This is a genomic window from Bifidobacterium pseudolongum subsp. globosum, from assembly GCF_004155535.1.
GTDB classification, from domain to species: Bacteria; Actinomycetota; Actinomycetes; order Actinomycetales; family Bifidobacteriaceae; genus Bifidobacterium; species Bifidobacterium pseudolongum_C.
Window position 1 is genome coordinate 73,766 of sequence record NZ_RYUH01000004.1, and the last position, 21,130, is coordinate 94,895.

At 65.1% G+C, this 21,130-nt stretch carries 15 protein-coding genes and 1 tRNA gene; 9 read left to right on the forward strand and 7 right to left on the reverse strand.

The window, feature by feature from the left end; translation table 11 throughout:
• Positions 1-4 precede the first annotated feature (4 nt).
• A complete protein-coding gene (locus tag PG2093B_RS00860) occupies positions 5-2,206 on the reverse strand; it encodes a YhgE/Pip domain-containing protein (protein ID WP_165369663.1) in 2,202 nt (733 codons plus the stop codon).
• Positions 2,203-4,776: a YhgE/Pip domain-containing protein gene (locus PG2093B_RS00865; protein WP_129896736.1), complete on the reverse strand. Its 2,574-nt coding sequence runs from the start codon at positions 4,774-4,776 to the stop codon at positions 2,203-2,205. Before PG2093B_RS00865 ends, PG2093B_RS00860 begins: the two co-directional genes overlap by 4 nt.
• A gap of 358 nt (positions 4,777-5,134) precedes the next feature.
• Here PG2093B_RS00865 and PG2093B_RS00870 point away from each other — a divergent pair, with 358 nt between their 5' ends.
• The 3 genes from PG2093B_RS00870 to PG2093B_RS00880 are packed head-to-tail and all read left to right on the forward strand — an operon-like array spanning position 5,135 to position 7,979.
• Positions 5,135-5,767 carry an MptD family putative ECF transporter S component gene (locus PG2093B_RS00870; RefSeq protein WP_129896737.1) on the forward strand — a complete coding sequence of 211 codons (633 nt, stop codon included), beginning with the start codon at positions 5,135-5,137 and terminating at the stop codon, positions 5,765-5,767.
• Positions 5,764-6,495 carry an energy-coupling factor transporter transmembrane component T family protein gene (locus PG2093B_RS00875; RefSeq protein ID WP_129896738.1) on the forward strand — a complete coding sequence of 244 codons (732 nt, stop codon included), beginning with the start codon at positions 5,764-5,766 and terminating at the stop codon, positions 6,493-6,495. Before PG2093B_RS00870 ends, PG2093B_RS00875 begins: the two co-directional genes overlap by 4 nt.
• A 14-nt stretch (positions 6,496-6,509) precedes the next feature.
• Positions 6,510-7,979: an ABC transporter ATP-binding protein gene (locus tag PG2093B_RS00880; RefSeq protein ID WP_129896739.1), complete on the forward strand. Its 1,470-nt coding sequence runs from the start codon at positions 6,510-6,512 to the stop codon at positions 7,977-7,979.
• Positions 7,980-7,994: 15 nt separating this feature from the next.
• Here PG2093B_RS00880 and PG2093B_RS00885 read toward each other — a convergent pair whose 3' ends face one another.
• Together PG2093B_RS00885 and PG2093B_RS00890 are read right to left on the reverse strand one after the other, a co-directional pair.
• Positions 7,995-8,663 (reverse strand): hypothetical protein, encoded by a 669-nt coding sequence (locus PG2093B_RS00885; RefSeq protein ID WP_129896740.1) that lies wholly within the window; start codon positions 8,661-8,663, stop codon positions 7,995-7,997.
• 989 nt (positions 8,664-9,652) lie between these two features.
• Positions 9,653-9,725: transfer RNA gene (locus PG2093B_RS00890), tRNA-Lys, on the reverse strand.
• Positions 9,726-9,817: 92 nt separating this feature from the next.
• Between PG2093B_RS00890 and PG2093B_RS00895 the strand changes: the two genes are divergently transcribed.
• Positions 9,818-11,377 (forward strand): C69 family dipeptidase, encoded by a 1,560-nt coding sequence (locus PG2093B_RS00895; RefSeq protein ID WP_129896741.1) that lies wholly within the window; start codon positions 9,818-9,820, stop codon positions 11,375-11,377.
• Here the strand turns inward: PG2093B_RS00895 and PG2093B_RS00900 are convergent.
• Entirely contained in the window at positions 11,349-12,029 is a 681-nt protein-coding gene (locus PG2093B_RS00900; RefSeq protein WP_165369664.1) for a TetR/AcrR family transcriptional regulator, read from the reverse strand. The two genes, PG2093B_RS00895 and PG2093B_RS00900, sit on opposite strands and share 29 nt — an antisense overlap.
• A gap of 93 nt (positions 12,030-12,122) precedes the next feature.
• On the opposite strand from PG2093B_RS00900, the gene ftsY reads away from it, so the two are divergent.
• Complete coding sequence (ftsY, locus tag PG2093B_RS00905; RefSeq protein WP_129896743.1) at positions 12,123-13,361, forward strand: signal recognition particle-docking protein FtsY; 1,239 nt, start codon at positions 12,123-12,125, stop codon at positions 13,359-13,361.
• 84 nt (positions 13,362-13,445) lie between these two features.
• Here ftsY and PG2093B_RS00910 read toward each other — a convergent pair whose 3' ends face one another.
• Entirely contained in the window at positions 13,446-14,441 is a 996-nt protein-coding gene (locus PG2093B_RS00910; protein WP_129896744.1) for a GNAT family N-acetyltransferase, read from the reverse strand.
• A gap of 308 nt (positions 14,442-14,749) precedes the next feature.
• On the opposite strand from PG2093B_RS00910, the gene PG2093B_RS00915 reads away from it, so the two are divergent.
• From PG2093B_RS00915 to PG2093B_RS00925, 3 genes are all read left to right on the forward strand, one after another.
• Positions 14,750-16,045 (forward strand): ammonium transporter, encoded by a 1,296-nt coding sequence (locus tag PG2093B_RS00915; RefSeq protein WP_129896745.1) that lies wholly within the window; start codon positions 14,750-14,752, stop codon positions 16,043-16,045.
• A 1-nt stretch (position 16,046) separates the two neighbouring features.
• A complete protein-coding gene (locus PG2093B_RS00920) occupies positions 16,047-16,385 on the forward strand; it encodes a P-II family nitrogen regulator (RefSeq protein WP_022858139.1) in 339 nt (112 codons plus the stop codon).
• Between the two features lie 131 nt (positions 16,386-16,516).
• The gene (locus PG2093B_RS00925) at positions 16,517-18,373 is read left to right on the forward strand and encodes a nucleotidyltransferase domain-containing protein (protein ID WP_129896746.1); all 1,857 of its coding nucleotides are present in this window, start codon (positions 16,517-16,519) and stop codon (positions 18,371-18,373) included.
• 424 nt (positions 18,374-18,797) lie between these two features.
• Here the strand turns inward: PG2093B_RS00925 and PG2093B_RS00930 are convergent, their stop codons facing one another.
• Positions 18,798-19,379, reverse strand: a complete 582-nt coding sequence (locus PG2093B_RS00930; RefSeq protein ID WP_129896747.1) for a uracil-DNA glycosylase family protein — start codon at positions 19,377-19,379, stop codon at positions 18,798-18,800.
• Positions 19,380-19,646: 267 nt separating this feature from the next.
• Here PG2093B_RS00930 and PG2093B_RS00935 point away from each other — a divergent pair, with 267 nt between their 5' ends.
• A complete protein-coding gene (locus tag PG2093B_RS00935) occupies positions 19,647-21,056 on the forward strand; it encodes an IS481 family transposase (protein WP_129896748.1) in 1,410 nt (469 codons plus the stop codon).
• The last annotated feature ends 74 nt before the right edge of the window (positions 21,057-21,130 follow it).

The following is a 21,130-nucleotide window of genomic DNA, read 5'->3' on the forward strand; positions in this document are numbered from 1 at the left end:
GCGGTCAACCGACCAGTTTCGTGCTTTCTACCTTGGCGCTGTACCACGCGTTGAATCTGCCCAGGCTTGGCCGCAGCAGCAGTCCGATGAGCAGCATCGGCACCAGGAACAGCGCGAGTTTGCCCATGGCGATCCAATAGTCGTTTTCGTAGATGCCGGCTATCGCGCCGCGCAACGCCGTGACCGAATAGGTGACCGGCAGGAACGGGCTGAGGTCACCCACGAACTTCGGCAGGATCGCGAGCGGGTACGCCGCGTCGGAACCGGAGATCTGCATGACCAGGAAGAGCACGCCGATCGCCTTGCCCACATTGCTGAAGCTCGCCACGAGCGTGTACGTGAAGAACGAATACACGAGCGAGCTGAACCAGCCGGCGAGCATGAACAGCATGGGGCGCACCGACTGCACGCGCAGGAACAGCAGCGTGCCGGCGCACGAGAACGTGCTCTGCAGGAGCGCGATGCACGCGAACACGCCGTAATGGCCCAGGAACTCCTGCCACGGTTTCGGATCACCCAGTTCCTTGCGGCGCTTGGCCGAAAGACTCGTTTTGAGTGTGACCACAAGCAGCAGCGCGCCCACCCACAGCGGCAGGAACGTGTAGAACGGCGTCAGCGCCGCGCCGAAGTTCTCAACCGGGAACAGCCGCTTCGTCTTCAGCTCCACAGGCGCGGAAAGCGTGGTGGCGAGCGTGGCGGAATTGCCGCTGAGCACCTGCTTGACCATCCCCATGTCTCCGGTGGTCAGCGCCTTGTTGAGCTGCCCGTTGAAGTCGGCGAGTTTCTTGCTGGCGTTTTCGAGGTCGGTCGCGGAATCGTCGATCAGTGTGCGCACGCTCGTCAGCTGTGTTTTCGCACTCTCGCCCGCGCTGTCGAGGTCGCCGAGCGCGTCCTTCGCTGTGCCCACGCTCGTGTTGATCTGCTGCGCCGCGCTGGTGAACGAGCTGTTCATCTGCGCGAGGTCAGGCTTGATCGTCGAGTCGAAGTCGCCGCTGATGCCGCTGATCGCAGCCCCGGCCTGCGCGGCGAGGTCTTTGATCGACGCGCGCGTATCGCCGTTGACGTCCACATGGTCGGTGATGTCGGCGGCGGCCGCATCGAGCGTGCTCGCCAGGTTCGCCAGTGTCTTCGCGACGGCGTCGAGCCGGTTGATGAACGACTGGATCTGCCGGCGCAGCACGCCGTTCTCTGGCAATGAAGAACCGTCGAGGAGCGCCTGCAGGCGGTCGCGCGTGGTGGCGTAGGCCTTGCTTTCCGCTGCGATGTTGCCGGACTGGTCCTTGATCGCGGCCACGGCGGCGTTGGCTTGGCCGTCCACGCTGCTGAACAGTGTGTCGACGCGCCCGGAAAGCGCCTTGAGGCTGCTCGAACTGGCGTCGAGCGCGTCGCCGACCGCCGCCACGGAGGTGTCGAGCGCGCCGGTCAGGTCACTCACCGCTTTTTTGGCGTCGCCCATCTTGCCCGCGGCGTCTTGTGCGGTGTCGCCGGCCTGCCCGATGAGCTGCTGCGAACTGCTGAGCAGGGTCTGCGCGGAATCGGTCAGGCCGCCGTACGCGCGCAAGGTGGTGGCGCTTTCGTTGAGTGTGCTCGCCAAGTCGCCGATGTTCGCGTTGAAATCCTTCAGCCGGCTTTGCGCTTCGGGTTTGCTGAGCGAATCGATGAGTGACGAGGCGATGTCGAGCGCGGTGCTCGTGAGTGTTTTGGCGAACATCTCGTTGATCTGCGCGGAGATTTCGTCGGCGCCCTGCCCGGTGACCTTGGGGGCGAGCGCGTTGAGTTTCTCGTTGTTGTAGTAGTCGAGCGTGGCATGCTGCGCGTCGTTCGTGAAGAACGTCATCATCGTTTTGCTGAAGCCCTTGGGGATGACCACGGCCGCGTAGTATTTGCCGGATTTGGTGCCTTCGATCGCGTCCTGCGCGGTTTTGGTGAAGGTCCAGTCGAGCTGCGAATTGGCGCGCAGTGTGTTGATCACCTGGCTGCCGATGTCGACGCGCACGGGCAGCAGGTCGCCTTTGTACCCGTCGTCTTCGTTCGCGATGGCGAACTGCAGGTTGCGGGTGTTGGCGAAGGGGTCCCAGCAGGCGGCCACGTTGAACCAGGTGAACAGGCCGGGGATCACGGTCAGGCCGATCACGATGATGATCGAGACGATGTTGCTGGTGATGTGTTTGACGTCGCTGACGAAGATCTTGCCGATCATGCTCATGATGCGTGCTTCCCTTCGTGGTGCTTGCGGCCGCCGTTGAGCAAGCCCTGGTGCAGGATCAGTTCGCGTAGCGACTGTTCGCTGAGCGTGCCGAGTTCGGCTTGCTGGCGCAGGCTGTCGCGGATCGACTCGACGACCATGAGGAACGTGATGATCAGCAGGATCCAGATGATCCATGTGGCGAGCGCGACGAGCTTGGTGCCGTCGGTGAACGAGAACGTGACGAACAGCGCGATCGGCACCACGAACCCGGCCACGAGCGCGCCGCGCATGAGCTTGGGGTAGATGCGCGCGAATCTGTGGGCGCGCTCCTCGACTTGCCTGCGGTAGCCGGCCTGGTCGGCGAGTACGCGGATCGCGAGCGAGAGGTTGAAGCGGTGCACCGGCGTGTACACCTGCTCGCCCACAATCATGTCCGATTCCTCGATTTCGCGCGCGAACAGGTGGTTGAAGTTCGACATGAGCGGGCGCAGCCCCAGCCCGATCGCGAACGATATGGCCGCGAACAGCAGCAGCGTGAGCATCACCTTCACCCAATGGCCGTCGTAGAATCCGCCGATCGTCTCGCGGAACGCGTCGATCGAATACGTGAATGGGAAGAGCGGGTAGAGTGCGCGGTAGAAGCGTGGCATCATCTCGATCGGGTAGAGGCCGGAGGCGCCGGGGATCTGCAGCATAACCATGGCCACGACGAGCGCCTTGCCCACGTGCATGAACGTGGCGGAGAGCGCGTATGCGATCGACACGTAGACGAGCGAGGTGAACCATGCGGTGAACACGAACAGTGGCGCGTTGACGGTCTGCACGCCGATCACGAGGTCGCCGATAGAGCACACGAGCCCCTGTAGCCCGGCGATCAGTGCGAGTAGCAGCCAGCGCGCCATGTATGTCTGGTTCGTTGTGACATGCCGGCCCTCGAGGTCTTCGTCGTCCACCTCGAGCTTGATGAGCACCATGAGCATGAACGCGCCCACCCATAGCGCGAGGCTCGTGAACAGCGGTGCCATCGCCGATCCGTAGGTGTGCACGGGGTAGAGCGTGTGCGTCTTGAGCACGGTCGGCGACAGCATGAAGTTCGCGATGCGCTGGGCGTCGAGCGAGCCGCCGCTGCCGGTGAGCTCGTCGAGCACGTTCACGTTGGCGAGCGAGCCCAAGTCGGTGCCCACGGTGTCGAGTTTGCCGATGAACGTGCCCAGCAGCGCGTCGGTGCTTTTGATCGAATCGGCGGCGTCGGTGCAGATGCTCGCGAGTTGGGCGAGCACGATCTTGCTTTGGTCGACGAGCGCGTTCTCGCCGCTCAGGCCGCCGGAGAGCGTGCCGCTCGTGCCGGCGAGCGCGCTGAGGCCGGCGTTGAGCTGCGGCAGCGCGCTCGAGCTGAGCGTGTTGCGCGCGCCGCTGATCGCGTTCAGCGTGGTTGTGCTGGTCTGCGAGAACTGGTCGATCGTGCTTTGCGCGCTGGTGGCCGCGGTTTTCGTGGAGTCGTTGAGCTGGGTGAGTGCGGTGAGCGTGGCCGCCGTTTTCTGGTTTTCGCTCGCCAAGGCGTCGATGATCTGGCTGATGTCTTCAGTGAGCGGGTTGTCTGGCAGGTTCTTGAGGTCGTCGATGATCTGCGCCACGTCGTTGTTGACGCTCGTCATGCTGTTGAGCGCGGTGCCGGCGGCGCCGTTGGCGGTGAGGATGCCGTTGGTGATGCGCGTGGCGTCGGTTGTGGCCTGGCCGCTCGCCTGCAGGAACAGGCTGCTGCCTTTGTCGAGCTGGTCGGAGGCGCTTGCGGTGAAGCCGTTGAGCCCGGATTGTGTTTTCGTGAGCAGGCTGGAGGCGGTGGCCAGTCCGGTGCCGGCGGAGTTGGCGGCGGTGGTGACGCCGTCGAGCGCCTTGCTGGCTTCGTCTGTTTTCGCTTTGGTGCCGGAAAGCGTGGTGCGCAGGTCGGCGATCATGGTGCGCGTCTTGCCCAGGTTGTCTTTGGTTTTGGTGATCTGCGCGAGCGCCTGCTTCACGGAGCTGTCTGCCTGGTCGCTAATCGACGTGTTGGTTGTGTTGACGATGCCGCTGATTACGCTGCTGGCGGTGGAGACGAAGGTGCTGTTGACCTGTCGGTCCACGGTTGTGGCGCCGACGCCGGTGATCTTGGGGGCCACGGCGTTCGCCTTCTCGTTGACGTAATAGTCGATCTGCGGGCGTGTGCCGGAACTGGTGAGCACGTTGGCCATGGATTCGCTGAAGTCGCCGGGGATCACGATGGCGGCGTAGCAGTGCGCCGATTCGACGCACTCCATGGCCTCAGCTTTGGTCATGAATTGCCATCCGAGCTGGTGGTTCTTCTTGAGGGTGCCCACGATCTGGTCGCCCAGGTTCATCTTGCCGAGCAGCGCGCTGTCGGTGCCTGTGTCTTCGTTGGCCACGGCCACGCGGATGCCGGAGGTGTTGCCGTACGGGTCCCAGAATCCGGCGATGTTGAACCATGCGTAGAGCGCGGGGATGAAGGTGAGGCCGAAGATGATGACCCACGCCGTCGGCACGCGCAGCAGACGCTTGAGGTCGCGCTTGAGAATAAACCATATGTTGCGCATGGGTCTCCTCTTCTGCCGGGCGGTGGATGGTGCCGTAGAGCAATCATAAACGATACGCTCTACGTAGCGCTACGGGTAATGTAGCGTTATGCCGAAAGCGTGTGCGCGCCGGTGCCAATGCCGGCCTTTGCGACGGCGCAGATTCCCACAGCGCAGTCCGCATTGTGGAATTAATGGGGATTCTTTGCGCAAAACTCTTGTTTTGCGCATCTGCGGCCAATAGATTGTGAATCATTCACGTACCAACGCAGCGCATGTCCATCATGCAGACGCCAGTCTTCCGCATGACGGTCTTTTCGCGGCGCGCAAAACCAAGCAAGCACGCGCCGGGCTGCCCCACCGAAACGGAGCGCAACGCATGACCCAGCAGTCCGCACTGCCCACCGTGCAAGACACCAAACGCCGCCTCGCCGTGCCCGACTACATCAACATCGGCGTGTTCTCCGCACTGTATTTCATGATTGTGGCGCTGTGCGCGCTCGTCAGCAACATCATCTTCGGCGTGGCCGGCAACCTGCTGCTGCCCGCCTTCGCCGCGCTGCTCGCAGGACCCGTGTTCATGCTGCTCAACGCGCGCGTGCGCGCATTCGGCGCGATCACCACGATGGGTGTGGTGCTGGGATTGTTCCTGTTCGTCTCCGGGCACTTCGCCACATCGCTCGTCACCGGCATCGTGTTCCCACTGCTCGGCGACCTCGTGGCGCGCCTCGGCGCCTACCGCAACAAGGCGGCGCTCCTCGGCGGCTACGTGCTGTTCTCGTTCGGGTGCGCCGGCCCGATCCTGCCGGTGTGGCTCATGAAAGACGCCTACATCGCGAGCCTTGAGCGCAAAGGCAAGGATTCCGCCTATATCGCGAGCCTGTTCGACCACGTCAACATGGCCACGTTTGCCGGCGCGATGCTCGCGATCGTCATCGGCGCGCTCGCGGGCGGCATCTTCGGCCTCACGCTGATGCGCCGCCACTTCGCCAAGGCCGGGGTCGCGCAATGACGCAAACCGCGGTGCGCGCGGCCCGCGCCCACACCGGCTCGCTGCGCCTCGACCCGCGCGCCAAACTCGCCATGCTCGCCGTGGCCAATGTGCTCATGTTCCTGCACACCGGCCCCGCCGCGCAATCGCTCGCGGTCGTGCTGTTCTCGCTGCCGCTGCTGTTCGGCGGCAAAGCGGCCGCCGGCGCGCGCATGCTCGCCGTCTATGGCGTGCTGTGCGCGGTGGGATGGGCGAGCGCGCTCGGTGTGGACCGCCTGCCTTGGCTGCACATCGCCGGCGCCACGGCGGCGGGCGTATGCATGATGATGCCGTGCCTGACCGCCGGCATGGCCATGTTCGCCACCACACGCCCGGGAGACATGGTGTGTGCGATGCGCCGCATGCGCGCGCCCGACGCGCTCGTGATCCCCGTGGTGGTGGTGATGCGGTTCTTCCCCACAATCCGCCATGATTACCGGCTCATCCGCCAAAGCCTGCGCCTGCGCGGATTCACCGGCGGTGGCATGGCGTTGGCGCGCAGGCCGCTGCGCTCGCTCGAATACATATTGGTGCCGCTGTTGATGAACGCGGCGAACGTGGCGCGCGACCTGACGGTGGCGGGTCTGGCGCGTGGGCTGGGCGCGCCCGGCGAGCCGACGAGCATGGTCGAACTGCGCATGCACGCGGTGGATTGGCTCGCCGTGGCGCTGAGTCTGGCGCCGCTCGCGGTTGCCGCGGTCACCGGTTGAGGAAGGACGGGGGAGTGGACGGTACGGCATTGTGCGAAGTGCGCGACTGCACGTTTGCATACAGCGGCGAAGGCGCCGCCCTGCGCAACGTGACGCTGCACGTGCGCGCGGGTGAACTCGTGATGCTCGTCGGGCCCAGCGGCTGCGGCAAAACCACCGTCACGCGCCTGATCAATGGGCTCGCGCCAGGACATTTCACCGGCACGCTCACCGGGCACGCGTGCACCGGCGGCCTTGAGGCCGGCCGTGCGCCGCTCGAGTCATATGCGCGCGTGGTGGGCAGCGTGTTCCAGAACCCCAAAACCCAGTATTTCCATGCCCGTTCGACCGACGAGCTAGCATTCCCGTGCGAGAACGCCGGCATGCCGGCGCCGCGGATCCGCGAACGCGTGCGGCAGGTGGCGGCGCGCTTCGGCATCGACGACCTGCTCGACCGCGCCATCGTCGACCTGTCCGGCGGCCAGCAGCAGCGGCTCGCCGTGGCGTCCGCGGCTGTGCTCGAACCGGCGGTGATGGTGCTCGACGAGCCGACGAGCAACCTCGACACCGCGTCGATGGCGCGCCTGCACGGCATGATCGCCGCGCTGAAAGCGGACGGCGTGGCGATCGTGATCGCCGAACATCGGCTGGCGTGGTGCACTGACCTCGTGGACCGCTACTGCGTGTTCGGTGGCGGCGAACTGCTCGGCACCTACACCGCGCGCGAATTCGAGGCGCTGCCGGCCGCACGGCGCGAGGCGTGGGGATTGCGCGTGCTCGATGTGAGCGAGGACCGCGCGCGGATCGCCGCCATCTCGCACCTGGAGTGCCCGGCGGGAGGCGCGCCGGTGCTCAGCACGCGCGGGCTCGAGGTGGGCTACCGTAAGCGCGGGATGCTTCGGCGCGGGCGTGGCGCGGTATTCAGTCGGCGCATTCCGGACGTCGATGTCTACGGCGGGCAGATCGTGGGAATCATGGGGCATAACGGCGCCGGCAAAAGCACCTTCGCGCGCACGCTGTGCGGACTGCAGGCGCCGCTCGCCGGCACAATCGAACTCGACGGCGAACCGGCGCACACGTCGGCGCTCTCGCACGCCGCGGCGCTGGTGATGCAAGACGTGCACTACCAGCTCTTCGCCGAAAGCGTGCGCGCCGAAGTCATGCTCGAAACCGTGCAGCGCGGCGGCGGCGAACATGAGCTCGCCGCCGCGCGCGCACAATGCGACGCGCTGCTGGCCGAACTCGACCTGTTCGACGTGGCGGACCGGCACCCGATGAGCCTTTCCGGCGGGCAAAAACAGCGGCTCGCGATCGCCGTGGCGCTGATGGGGTGCAAGCGGTTCGTGGTGCTCGACGAGCCGACGAGCGGGCTCGACCGTGCGCATATGATGCAGGTCGGCGCGCTGCTGCGCGCGCTCGCCGACCGCGGGGTCGCGGTGCTCGTCATCACGCACGACGACGAGCTCGCCGCCCATTGGTGCGACCGGATCATCGCACTGGATTGAGTTGATTGGCGGGTGTCAGGCAATCTCGAAGAACTCCATGAGCCAATCGCTCGACTCCGTGGACGACTTGCCCGAATCGGATTCGCCCGACTTGCTGTTGGAGTCGGAGCTGTTCTCATCCTGCTGATCCTGCGGACCCTGCTGCTGCATGGGCATGCGGCGGCTGCGCGAACGGCCAGTTTCGCCGCCCTGCTGCATGTCGGGCATCTGCTCGAAGTCCGGAGTCTCCTCGAGTTCGGATGAGGCATACGGGGCGCCGATGCGCGAATGCCCCGGGTCGCCGTGGCCGTTGATCGCGTTCGTGATCGCCGTGCCCGCGACGCCGGCGGCGAGACCACAGGCGAGGCTGACGCCCACGACGAGGCCGATCATCTTGTTGCTCAGGTGCTCGCGGATGTGCATCGGTGCGGCGGGGGAGCCGTCTGGCATCGGCATGGCGGCGACCGGCGGAGTGGGGCCGGTCGGAACGCCGGTGCCGGTGTGGTGCATCATGGGGCTGGCACTGGGTGCCGCCGAGGTGCCGGTGCCGCCCTGATGCATGCCCTGCGTTGCCTGCATCGGGAAGATGGAAGGCTGCTGCGGGGCGGTGGCCGCGGTGATGCGCTCGGTCTCCTGTGCGTCCGCCATCACCGAGGTCTGGTCGGCGTTGGTGGCGGGAGTGTCGTCGTGCGTGGTGTTGTTCATGGTGAATCCTCCAGCTTTAGGGTTTTCGTTCCTTCGGATAGACTGCGGGCGACGTATATGTCCCGCGTCGGTACCCCTAAGTACACCGGCTGAGGTTTGGACATGGCTGAAGAGGTGTATGGAACCGACTTCGGAATCACTGAAAACCCGCTGGGCACACACAATCCCCACAATTGAGTCGTTTGGGGCATCAGGCACCATGACCGTCGTTGGCCAGAGGGGCGGACCATCCTCGATTGTCCCTGACGAGTGCGCCATTTCGCTACGGGTAGTGCCCATTTTGCTACAGGCAGTGCCCCTTCGCTACGGGTAGTGTCCCCTTCCTTACGGGTAGTGTGCTTTTTGCTACGGGCAGTGTATTTTCGGTGTCGCTGCGCCTATGAACCGTCATTTTCCAACGATTGTATCTGGCGGCTGGCTGCGGGTGCACTACCCGTAACGTAAGGAGACGCTACCCGTAGCGGAAAGGGATGCTGTGTTGGGCGGGGATGATGATCATATTGGCAATATATTCGCCGTTTTCGTCATCGCCGTGGCCGCCCACGGCTGGATTCTAGACACTGACGGTCATCCAAAGCATGGGTGGTGACCGCTCCTGTCTAGCCACTAGACACAGACGACCACCCAAGAAGCCGAAGACGGCTGCATATAGCTGGCCTCTAGACACGGACGGACGCCCAAAGCACAAATGGCAGCCGCATGCGTCTGCCCACTAGACACCGACAGCCATCCAGAAGCGGGGTGCGGTATTCTTTGGGATTTTCTAGGAGGTCAGTCCTAGGCTTTTCCTGTATTGTACCGGGCTTTTCCCTCTCAGGGTCGGGATGCAGCGGAAAGTGGGATGCGTGGGGAGAGCTGGAGAGCCTATAGGGCTTTTATCGCTGAATGTGCGCACAAAGTGCACCCAAACAGTGCGGTCATGCGTATGTGTGGTGATATGAGTGAGGCCCTGAATCGCTGTGATTGCAACGGTTCGGGGCCTTTGGCGGTGCCCCCCCAGGGATTCGAACCCTGAACCCACGACTTAAAAGGACGCTGCTCTAACCGTTGAGCTAGAGGGGCAACAACCCGCTATTCTACAACCACCACACGAAAACGCAAAATCGGGTACGGGCAGCCGCCGGCGCCGCGACCGGTGCGCTAACGTAGTGCCTATGTCTTGCACCACATTGTTAGTCGGCAAATCAGCCAGTTACGACGGATCCACCATCATCGCCCGCAACGACGATTCGGGCAGCGGCACCTATGACCCCAAGCATTTCGTGGCCGTGGCGCCGGCCGACCAGCCGCGCCATTACCGCAGCGTGATCAGCCACATGGAGCTCGACCTGCCCGGCGACCCCTGCCTCTACAGCATCGTGCCGAATGTGGTGCCGAACCGCGGCGTGCTCGCGGAGGCCGGCGTCAACGAACACAATGTGGCGATGAGCGCCACCGAGACGATCGCCGTCAATCCGCGCGTGCTCGCGGCCGATCCGCTCGTGGCGCTCAAGCCGGCCACCGGCGAACCGGGTGAGCCGGGGTATGTGGAGGAGACGCCGGGCGGGTTCGGCGAAGAGGACATCATCACGATCGTGCTGCCGTATGTCACGACCGCGCGCGAAGGCGTGGAGCGCCTCGGCAGCCTGCTTGAGGAAGTCGGCACGTACGAGTCGAACGGCATCATCATCAGCGACGTCAACGAAATCTGGTACGTCGAGACGATCGGCGGCCACCACTGGATCGCGCGCCGTGTGCCCGACGACTGTTACGTGGCGATCCCCAACCAGCTGGGCATCGACTCGCTCGACCTGGACGACGCGTTCAGCGAGCGCCGCAACAACATGTGCAGCGCCGACCTGCGCGAATTCATCGAAGGGAACCACCTCGACCGCGACATGACGAGTTTCGAAGGCAGCCCCGCGCACTTCGACCCGCGCTCGGCGTTCGGCACGGCCACGCCGAAGGACGCGATCTACAACACGCCGCGCGCGTGGTACATGCAGCGCCACCTCAATCCCAGCGAGGACTGGGATTCGCCGCAGGCCCGCTACACGCCCGCCTCGCAGGACATGCCGTGGTGCCGTGAGCCGGAGCGCAAGATCACAATCGAAGACGTGGCGTTCCTGCTGGGCTCGCATTTCGACGGCACACCGTACGATCCATACGGCACCACGGGCACGGCGGTGACACGCCACGCCTACCGCCCGATCGGCATCAACCGCACGGGGCACATGGTGTGCATGCAGATCCGCCCGTACGCCGCCCAGGCGTACCGGTCGGTCATGTGGATCTCGTACGGCTGCGGCGCGTTCACCGCGCCGGCGCCGTTCTATGCGAACGTCGTGGACACGCCCGCGTACCTGCGCGATACGCCGGGCGTGGACGCGTCAACCGATTCGCTGTACTGGACGAACCGCATCATCGCGGTGATCGCCGACGCGCACTGGTTCGGCACGATGAACCTGATCGAACAGTACATCGAAGACGTGCAGACCTACGGCCACGCGCTCATCAAGCACACCGACGCGTCGATCGCCGACGACGCCGACGCGCTCGAAGGCGACAACGGCGCGGAGCGCATGGCGGCGGTGCGGCTCGCGCTCGGCGAGGCGAACAACCAGATGGCGCAATGGCTGCAGGGGCGCACGCAGCGTCTGCTCAACGAGGTGCTCTACACGGCGAGCAACCTGATGCACAACGCGTTCAAGATGTCTGATCACTGGACGAAGTAGCGGGCTCCTCGCTCGGTTCGGGTTCGGGGGCGGGCGCCTTGCCGGCCTTGCCGCCTTCGAACCGCAGGGCCGGCTTGGCTTCCATGCGGCTCAGGCCGTTCCACGCCAGGTTCACGATCAGCGCGGCGAGCTGCTCTTTGCTCAATTTGCGCCGGTCGGCCCAATACTGGCCTGTATATACGGTCATGCCCACGAGCATCTGCGCATAGTACGGCGCGTTCTTCGCGGGCAGTTTCTGCCGTTTGAACCACTCCTCGAGGATCTGCCCCACGCGCGTGGAGACGTCGCCGAGCAGCGACGAGAACGAGCTCGTCGGGTCGGTCGTGGGCGAATCGCGCGCGAGCACCTGGAATCCTTCGGCGTTCTCCTCTATATAGGTGAGCAGCGCGAGCGTCGTGCGCTCCACGATCTGGCGCGGGTGCACGTCGTCGGCGCGCAGCGCGCCGAGGAGCATGTCGTTGAGCGCGCGCATCTCGCGGTCGACGACCACGGCATACAGGCCCTCCTTGCCGCCGAAATGCTCGTAGACGATCGGTTTGCTCACTTTGGCGGTCGCGGCGATCTCCTCGACGCTGACCGACTCGAAGCCCTTGGCGGCGAAGAGCGCGCGCCCGACGCGGATGAGCTGTTCGCGCCGCTGGTATGAAGACATTCTCGAAGCATTGGCCATGCCCACCAGTCTTCCACACCCTCTCGCCCGGGTGGCCCCATGGCGGTGTGCGCGCAATGGTCTAGGCTGGGAGGCATGGATACCAACATGGTGTACGGCATCATTGCCGTTGTGGTCATCGCGGTGCTGCTCATTGTGGGCGGCATCTGGATGGACCGCTCACGTAAGAAGAACATACAGCAATCACAAGAGGCCGCGAAGGCGAAGGCCGACGAGCGTCTGGCCGCGGAACGCGCGGCGCAGAAGCCCACGGTGCCCGAACCGGCCGAGACCAAGCAGGACCTGGCCGAACAGACGACGGACGCGCTTGCGCCGCCGGTTGAAGAGACCGAGATGGTCGAGGAGACCGGCGTCGTCGAGGAACCGGTGCCTCCGGTCGAGAAGCCGGAAGGCAAGAAGGGCCGCCTGCAGCGCCTGCGCGAACGCCTGTCGAAGTCAAGCAACCCCTTCGGCAAGGCGCTGTTCAACATCCTGGCGAAGGACCACCTGTCGGAGACCGACTGGGAGGATGTGGAAGACACGCTGCTGCTCGCCGATGTGGGCGCCGAGGCTTCCGAACAGCTTGTGGAGCAACTGCGCACCGACGCGCGCGTGACCGGCGAGACCGACCCCACGCAGTTGCGTGAGGCGCTGCGCGGCGAACTGCTCGCCCTTGTGGGCACCGACGTGGACCGCAGCCTTGAGGCGGAGAAGCCGGGCACCAAGAAGCCGAGCGTCATCATCATGGTCGGTGTGAACGGCACCGGCAAGACCACGACCGCCGGCAAGCTCGCCCGCCTGTTCGTCTCGGAAGACAAGACCGTGATGCTGGGCGCCGCCGACACATTCCGCGCCGCCGCCGCCGACCAGCTCGAGACGTGGGGCGCGAAAGTGGACGTGCCTGTGGTGCGCTCCGACAAAGAGGGCGCCGACCCGGCCTCGGTCGCGTTCGAAGCCGCCGCGAAGGCGAAGGAGGACGGCGCGGACGTGCTGATCATCGACACCGCCGGCCGCCTGCAGAACAAGGCGAACCTGATGGACGAGCTCGGCAAGATCCGCCGCGTGACCGAAAAGAACCTGCCCGTCGACGAAGTGCTGCTCGTGCTCGACGCCACGACCGGCCAGAACGGCATGGCGCAGGCGAAGGTGTTCGCCGAGGCGATCGGCATCACCGGTGTCGTGTTGACGAAGCTCGACGGTTCCGCGAAGGGCGGCATCGTGATTTCCGTGCAGAAGGAACTCGGCGTGCCGGTCAAGCTCGTGGGCGTGGGCGAAGGCCCCGACGATCTGGCCCCGTTCGACCCCGAATCGTTCGTCGACGGGATCCTCGGCTGACCGCGAATCCATTCACTTGCATCTGTGGCGGTGTGGATGGCTTGGGTACAATCGCTGCCCAAGACCACCCACACCGCCACCGCGTTATCGGGACAGCAGTTTTTCCAGCCCAGGGCCCTTCCCATTCGAGGGCATCGGCGTGAACCCGCACCTCTCATAGAATGCGATGGCCTGCGGTGATGAGCGTACGTCAATGCACAATGTCCAGCCTGGGCGCGCCAGGCTCAGCATATATTGTTCGGCGTAGCGGTACAGGCATTGTCCGATGAGGCGGTGTTGCCACTCCGGGCGCACGATGAACTCCGCCACAAGCCAGTGCATGGCTTGATCGCCGATGAGGCCAAGGCACGCGATGGGCCTGCCGTGGATCCGCACCACGAACGTGGCTGTGCGATGACGCAAGGCCGTGTCCATCTGATTGCGGTCCGGCGCCGCCCATCCGGCAGAGGCGAACAATGTGCCGAATTCCTCCGCCGTCAGATGCTGACCCACAACGAACGACTCCACATCCAGCGATTCGAGAATACGCATTTCCCGGCGTTTGCGCTCTGCAAGGCATGCGATGTAGCCGTCATACCCGTGAAGGGCAAGGTGTGCGCCATAGCCTTGGCATGTGTGGTAGTCGATCACCGCGTTGAGCCATCCTTCCCCACGCTCGGCCAAGACCGCGTCGACCGTGGCCCGCACGTCGGGGCGGTCCAGATAGACGACAAGTGGGTGCAGCGGGCGGATGATGTGTGCGATCTGCCCGATGTAGGCGCGTGATGCGGCTTCATCCATATCGAACCGCATCATTGTTTCGCACATCGGATTCTGCAACAGCAGGCAATTGAATACATAGATGGTATGCGGATCCGCGTGCTCCACGAACGACCTCCAGCGTGCGAGGATATGCGTGCGTTCGTCGGCGAAGTCGTGGAAAATGTCGTAATCGGGCAGGTCCGCGGGGTGGTTCGGGTCGCCTTCGTCCACGCAGACCACGGTGTGTCCGCGCTCGCGCAGTTCGCGCGCGATGAGGCTGGCGATCGTGCTTTTGCCCGTGCCGGGCAGTCCTTCCACGATGATGAGACGTGTGGCCATGATGATCTTCCGTTTCCATTGCGATGGTGATTGGTCGTTGCCGCAGACATGGAACAAGGAACCGCCATCCGGCGCATGACAATATCGTGCCGGCCGCGGTGCCGGCACGCGCACATGGATGGATGGCGATTCATCAGATCTTCATGGTGCACAAGTATAACAGGTTACACATTCGTAATGCGCCGTAACTTGTTCAAAATCCGCGGGGCGTTCCATAACGCATGTGAGCCCCGCAGGGGGCTGCATCATTGGAGAGTCGCCCGCAGGGGCGAAATGAAAGAAAGACTACATAATAGGGAGGTGGCCGTATGGGACAGCTTGATTCCGGCAATACCGCGTGGATCTTGACCTCTGCGTGTCTTGTGTTCCTGATGACGCCAGGTGTGGCGCTTTTCTACGGCGGCATGGTCCGTGCAAAGGCCGTGCTCAACATGTTGATGATGGAAGCCGCCGCGCTGTCCGTCACGATGATCATCTGGGGCCTGTGGGGATGGTCGATCGCATACGCCGGCAATTCGATCGGTGGTGTGTTCGGTGATCCTGCCACAGGGTTCCTGCTGCGCGACACGATGGTGGCGCAGGACGGCGTGTTCACGTCGGTCGGCGTGAACAGCAACAATTACCCGGCAAGTGTGGATGTGGCGTTCCAGGCCGCGTTCGCCATGATCACCGTGGCCCTTATCTGCGGCGCCATCGCCGAACGCGTCAAGTACAGCACGTGGATGATCTTCGTGGCGCTGTGGATCACCTTCGACTACGCCCCCATGGCCCACATGGTGTGGAACGGCGGCATCCTCTCCGCGGATGGCGCGATCTCGCAGGCCATCGGCGCCGCCGCACACGACTTCGCAGGCGGCACCGTCGTCCATATCAACGCCGCAGTCGCCGCGCTGATCATCGTCCTGATCATCGGCAAGCGCAAGGGCTTCGGCACTGAGCCGATGCGCCCGCACAACGTGCCGTTCGTCATGCTCGGCGCATTCCTGCTGTGGTTCGGCTGGTTCGGCTTCAACGCCGGCTCCGCGTTCGCCGCGAACGGCGTCGCCGGCTACGCCTGGGTCTCCACCTCGCTCGCCGCGGGCGCCGCAATGCTCGCCTGGGGCTTCACCGAGAAGATCCGCACCGGCCACTACACCGCGATCGGCGCCGCTTCGGGCATCGTCGCCGGCCTTGTCGCGATCACCCCGGCCGCCGATGTCGTCTCCCCGCTGTGGTCCATCGTGCTCGGCGCGATCGCCGGCATCTGCACGTGCCTCGCCTGCTCGCTCAAGTACAAGCTCGGCTACGACGATTCGCTCGACGTGGTGGGCGTGCACGGTGTGGGCGGCCTCATCGGCACCGTGGCCCTCGGCTTCTTCATGCAGGACACCGGCCTGTTCTGCGGCGGCGACTGGCGCCAGCTCGTGGTGCAGATCATCATCGCGGTCATCGCCATCGCGTTCTCCGCGGTCATCACCACCATCATCGCCTTCGCGCTTGAGAAGACCGTCGGCTGGCGCGTCACTACCGCGCAGGAAGTCAGCGGCATCGATCTGGCCGACCAGGGCGAACGTGCATACGATTTCGCTGGCACCGCCAGCTCCGTCATCAGGGAGATGAACTGAAATGAAACTGATTACCGCCATCATCCAGCCCCATAAGCTCGACGACGTCAAGGAGGCCCTCGCGGCCGCCGGCGTGCACGGCCTGACCGTTTCGGAAGCCAACGGCTACGGCCGCCAGCGCGGCCACACCGAGATCTACCGCGGCGCCGAATACACGGTGGACCTGATCCCCAAGATCCGTGTGGAAGTGCTGTGCGACGACGCCGATGCGGAAACGCTCGTCGACGTCATCATCAAATCCGCCGGCTCCGGCACGATCGGCGACGGCAAGGTGTGGGTCGCGCCGCTCGACATGGTCGCCCGCGTGCGCACCGGCGAGACCGGCTCCGCGGCCATCTGACCGCCATCCCAGACATGCGCGGGCGTGCGGTCCCTGAACCCTTCCGCCCGTCCGCGCGCAACCACAATCCCCGCGTGGCGCTCCAAGCTCGCGGGGATTTTCCATACTCGCACACCGTGGAAAGGACCATCATGCCCAGCGCAGTCAGCGACCTCAAAACACGCATGCTCGAACTGAGCGCGCCCGACGCGGACGGCGTGCTGCGCGACGGGGCCGCCAAACGCGCCGCGCGCACCGCGCTCGCGATGGACGCGCTCGCGCGGCTGTGGAGCGAGGCCGTGCGCGCCGTGCCGTTCGATGTGCCGGGCCGCGGCGTGGCGCTCGCCGCCGTCGGCTCGCTCGCCCGCGGGCAGATCGGACCGGCGTCCGACCTCGACCTCGTGCTGATCAGCGACGGCCGCGCGTTGGACCATGCGCGGCTCGCCGAACTCGCGAACAAGCTGTGGTACCCGATCTGGGATGCAGGGATCGACCTGGATTATTCGGTGCGCACCGTGGCGGAGTGCGAAGCGGTGACCGACCACGACCTGCCCGCGGCGATGGGCTGGCTCGACGTGCGCGCCGTCGCCGGCGACGCCGAGCTCGTGACGCGCACCTCCACCGCCATTCTGGAGCGCTGGCGCAAGGCCGCGCGCAAACGTCTGCCCGAGCTGCTCGACTCCGCACGCGTGAGGCTCGACCGGTTCGGGCAGATGCCGTATGTGAACCAGCCCGACATCAAGGAGTCCCGCGGCGGCCTGCGCGACACCGTGCTGCTGGGCGCGCTCGCCGCGTCGTGGCTTGCGGACCGCCCGCACGGCCGGTATGACGCCAGTGTGGAGCATCTGCTCGACGTGCGCGATTGCATCCACATGGCCGCCGGCAAAGACACGAACCTGCTGCTCGCGCCCTATCAGGCGCCGGTCGCCGCGATGCTCGGGCTCGCGGACCCCACATTGCCGAGTGGCGCGCGCGAGGCGAAGTCGATCGACGACCTGCAGACATTGCTCGCGCGGCTCGGGCGCACCGTCGCGTTCTCGCTCGACGCCACGGCCGCGCGTGCCGAACGCACGCTCGTGCACGACAAACCGCGCTTCTCGTTCTTCCAGATCCGCCATCCGCGCGCCGGCGGCAAACGCGAGGCGCCGACCTTCGACGTGCTCGCGGCGGGCGTGGCCGAACACGAGCACGAAGTGGTGCTGGCGCCGGGCGCCGACGTGCAGGCCGACGGCGCGCTGCCGCTGCGCGCGGCGGTCGCGGCGGCCGAACGCGGCCTTTCGATCAACACGTCCACATTGCTCAATCTGCGTCGTGCGCCAATCAGCTACACGGAGTGGACGGACGAGACGCGCGCGCTGTTCGTGCGCCTGCTCGCCACAGGCAGCCAACTGGCGCGCACATGGGAGGAGCTCGATGTGGTGGGGATCCCCAGCCGCTGGATGCCCGAATGGGAGGCGATCCGCAACCGGCCGAGCGCATCCGCCGCGCACCGCTTCACCATCGACCGGCACATGCTCGAAGTGACGGCGCAGCTCACCTACACGCGCCCCGATTTTCTGGCGGCCGGCGTGGCGCCGCGTACCGCGGAGCACTACACGAGCGACCAGTACTCGGCGCTCTTGCTGGCGGGGATCCTGCACGACATCGGCAAACGGCCGGGCGTCGCCGACCACGCCTGCGAAGGGGCGCGGCATGCGCGCGCGGTGCTCACGCGCATGGGATTCGACCAGCAGATCGTGCATTGGGCCACGTTGCTTGTACGCGAACACCTGACGCTTTCGGAGTTCGCGAGCTCACGCAACCCGAACGACCCCGAGGCGGGCGGCGAGCTCGCGCGGCGCGTGGAGCACGACCCGGCGCTGCTCGACATGCTGTTCGACCTGACGCGCGCCGACATGTGCTCGTTGGGTGCCACAGCCGAAGAGCAGATCTCGGGCAAGGTGGGGTGGAGCCGGTGGCGCGCCCAATTGGTGACGACGATGGCCTCGGTGGCGCAATACCACATGTGAGTGGTGTGGGTGGTGTAGCAGAGATGTGCCTGTATGGCAAATCAGGAAGGTGGGGAGCGGCGGCCATGCATCCGTATCCCCACGCCATCCACAGACTTATCCACCGAATGTGGATAAAATCAGCGGCAATCCACATGGTTATCCCCAGAATGTGGATAAATCACGATTTTGTGGATAACCTCATCCACAGGGTGGAATCACCGTGGTTTTCTGCCCACCGCCAAAATGCAGTGGCCTGCTGGACTGGCATCTAGCGCCGCTGTTTTCGCCGTTCCCGTCACTGTTTTCGCTGTTTTTGTCATGAATCCAGCAAAAAAGTGACGAAAACGGCGAAAACAGTGACGGGAACAGCGAATCGGGAGCATTGCGAGCCCGGCGGTAGGGGAACGCCTGATGCACGGCGTCCTTACGCCCCCGCCACCGCTCACTGCAGGATGCTGTGCACCCGTTGCTGCAGCGCGGGCACCACATCGCGCTCGAACCACGGGTGCGCGCCGAGCCAGATGCCGTTGCGCGGCGAAGGGTGCACGATCGGGAAGAACTCGGGCAGATAGCTGCGGTAATCCTCGACGATGTCAGTGAGTTTGACCGACGACTTGAGGTGCAGGTAGTGGTGCGTGGCGTACTGGCCCACGAGGATCGTCAATTGGATGTGGGGCAGGTCGGCCAGGATGCGCGGATGCCACTTCTCGGCGAACCCGCGCCGTGGCGCCAGATCGCCCGATTTGCCCTTGCCCGGAAAATAGAAGTCCATCGGCAGGATCGCGAACATGCCCGAATGGTAGAACGTGTCGCGGTCCACGCCCATCCATTCGCGCAGGCGGTCGCCGCTCGGGTCGTTCCAGAACAGCCGCGTCTCCTGCGCGCGCACGCCCGGCGCCTGCCCCACGATGTTGATGCGCGCGGTCGTCGGCGCGCTGAACAGCGGCGGGATGTCGCGCTCGGTGTAGGCGCGGTTGGCCGGGTCGGCCATGATCTCCTGCGTGATCGCTTCGATACTTGCCATAGGGGCCTCCCATCAATCTGGCTTCCGATTGTAGGCGCGCCACGCTGGTGGAAGGCGGGTCATGCTACGGGGGAAACGCGGCGGCCCTCACCAAGTGCGCCGACTCCCCCTCCTCGCCGCCCTCTTCAGCTACGGGTAGTGCTCCATCTGCTACGGGTAGTGCTTCCACGGCCCTGTCTTGTGTCAGCGCATAGTTTACGTGTTGTCAGCGTAGCGGTTTACGTGTTGTCAGCGCATGGTTGACGCCGGTGTCTTGTTGTTGGTTGCATGGAACATAACAACATCAATCCAGCCGATCCGTCCCGTGGCCATGACGACCCGAGGGTACGGGACGGGTGTGTGCTGCGTCATCTGCTCACGGCCCGGGATCGCAGCGTGTTCGACCGCAACATGGCGATGATGCGCGCGCTCGGGGCCGGAGAACCGGTCACGCGCGTCGCGAAGCGCTACGGCGTGACGCGCCAATGGATCCACAGGCTGCGCGCGCGCCATGGCGAGCAGGGCGAGCCGGGACTGCTGCCGCGTTCGCGCAGGCCGCGCAGCGTGCACAACCGCACCAGCGGCGAGGTGCGCGCCCTGATCGCGCAGGTGCGCGAACGCCTGCTCGCCGGGGGCTGGGACTGCGGGGCGCGCAGCATCCACGGCGTGCTCGCGGAGCGGATGGGCCGCGCCCCGTCCGTCTCCACGATCCACCGCATCCTCCAGGACATGGGTCTGGTCGAGGCCGAGCCCAGGAAACGGCCGCGCAGCTCGTACGTCAGGTTCGAGGCCGAGCTGCCCAACGAGACGTGGCAGTCGGATTTCACGCACTGGCCGCTGGCCGACGGCACGGACGCGCAGATCATCACCTGGCTCGACGACCATTCGCGCATGGTGCTCCTGTCGCGCGTCACGGGCTCGGTGACCGGCGAGCTCGTGGCGCGCACGTTCCTCGAATGCTGCGCCGGGCACGGCACCCCCGCCTCGACGCTCACCGACAACGGCGGCGTCTACACCAGCAGGCTCATCGTGGGCGCCAAGGGGCCGGGCGCGTTCGAACGCGTCCTGGCCGAGCACGGCGTGCGCCAGAAGAACGGCAGGCCCGGCCACCCCACCACGCAGGGCAAGATCGAACGCTGGCACCGCACCCTCAAGCAATGGCTCCACGCCCGGCCCCGCGCCCGCGACCTCGCCGGGCTGCAGGACCAGCTCGACGAGTTCGTCCACGCCTACAACCGGCGACGCCACTCCTCGCTTCGCGGCATCAGCCCCATCGAGGCGTACCGGGCGCGCGACAAGGCCGGCCCCGACCCACAGGCCGCGGCCACGGCCCGGAGCGAATGCGACGTCAACCGCAGGCTCAGGGAAAACAGGCACGCCCGCCGGTCGACGGCGCGGCGCGCCCCCATGCACGACCCGGGATTGAACACCGCCCCCGAACGCTCCACCGTGACCCGCAACGGCACGGTCAACTACCACTGCCTAGGCAGATCATGGCAGCTCTACATCGGCAACCAATACGCCGGCATCCAAGTGGAGACCATGGTCATCGACGGCAACGCGACCGTCATCGACACCGGGACCGGCGAGATCATCCACGAGCGGCCATTCGACACCAACAACCACTACCAGCGGAAAACCACCAACACGACGACCAAGCGCCGGCAACACATCAACCGCCACGCCGGCCACATGTAAAGCATGTGTCGAGACATACGTCAACTATGTCTCGACACATTACAGTGCTTCCACGGCCCGGTTTCAAGTATATG

Excerpts from the sequence above, each read along its gene's own strand:
- ftsY (WP_129896743.1), top strand. The coding sequence starts at position 12,123 with ATGGATACCAACATGGTGTACGGCATCATTGCCGTTGTGGTCATCGCG.
- PG2093B_RS00925 (WP_129896746.1), top strand. The coding sequence starts at position 16,517 with ATGCCCAGCGCAGTCAGCGACCTCAAAACACGCATGCTCGAACTGAGC.
- PG2093B_RS00935 (WP_129896748.1), top strand. The coding sequence starts at position 19,647 with ATGGAACATAACAACATCAATCCAGCCGATCCGTCCCGTGGCCATGAC.
- PG2093B_RS00900 (WP_165369664.1), bottom strand. The coding sequence starts at position 12,029 with ATGTCTTCATACCAGCGGCGCGAACAGCTCATCCGCGTCGGGCGCGCG.
- PG2093B_RS00910 (WP_129896744.1), bottom strand. The coding sequence starts at position 14,441 with ATGGCCACACGTCTCATCATCGTGGAAGGACTGCCCGGCACGGGCAAA.
- PG2093B_RS00915 (WP_129896745.1), top strand. The coding sequence starts at position 14,750 with ATGGGACAGCTTGATTCCGGCAATACCGCGTGGATCTTGACCTCTGCG.
- PG2093B_RS00920 (WP_022858139.1), top strand. The coding sequence starts at position 16,047 with ATGAAACTGATTACCGCCATCATCCAGCCCCATAAGCTCGACGACGTC.
- PG2093B_RS00875 (WP_129896738.1), top strand. The coding sequence starts at position 5,764 with ATGACGCAAACCGCGGTGCGCGCGGCCCGCGCCCACACCGGCTCGCTG.
- PG2093B_RS00885 (WP_129896740.1), bottom strand. The coding sequence starts at position 8,663 with ATGAACAACACCACGCACGACGACACTCCCGCCACCAACGCCGACCAG.
- PG2093B_RS00930 (WP_129896747.1), bottom strand. The coding sequence starts at position 19,379 with ATGGCAAGTATCGAAGCGATCACGCAGGAGATCATGGCCGACCCGGCC.
- PG2093B_RS00860 (WP_165369663.1), bottom strand. The coding sequence starts at position 2,206 with ATGAGCATGATCGGCAAGATCTTCGTCAGCGACGTCAAACACATCACC.
- PG2093B_RS00895 (WP_129896741.1), top strand. The coding sequence starts at position 9,818 with ATGTCTTGCACCACATTGTTAGTCGGCAAATCAGCCAGTTACGACGGA.
- PG2093B_RS00865 (WP_129896736.1), bottom strand. The coding sequence starts at position 4,776 with ATGCGCAACATATGGTTTATTCTCAAGCGCGACCTCAAGCGTCTGCTG.
- PG2093B_RS00870 (WP_129896737.1), top strand. The coding sequence starts at position 5,135 with ATGACCCAGCAGTCCGCACTGCCCACCGTGCAAGACACCAAACGCCGC.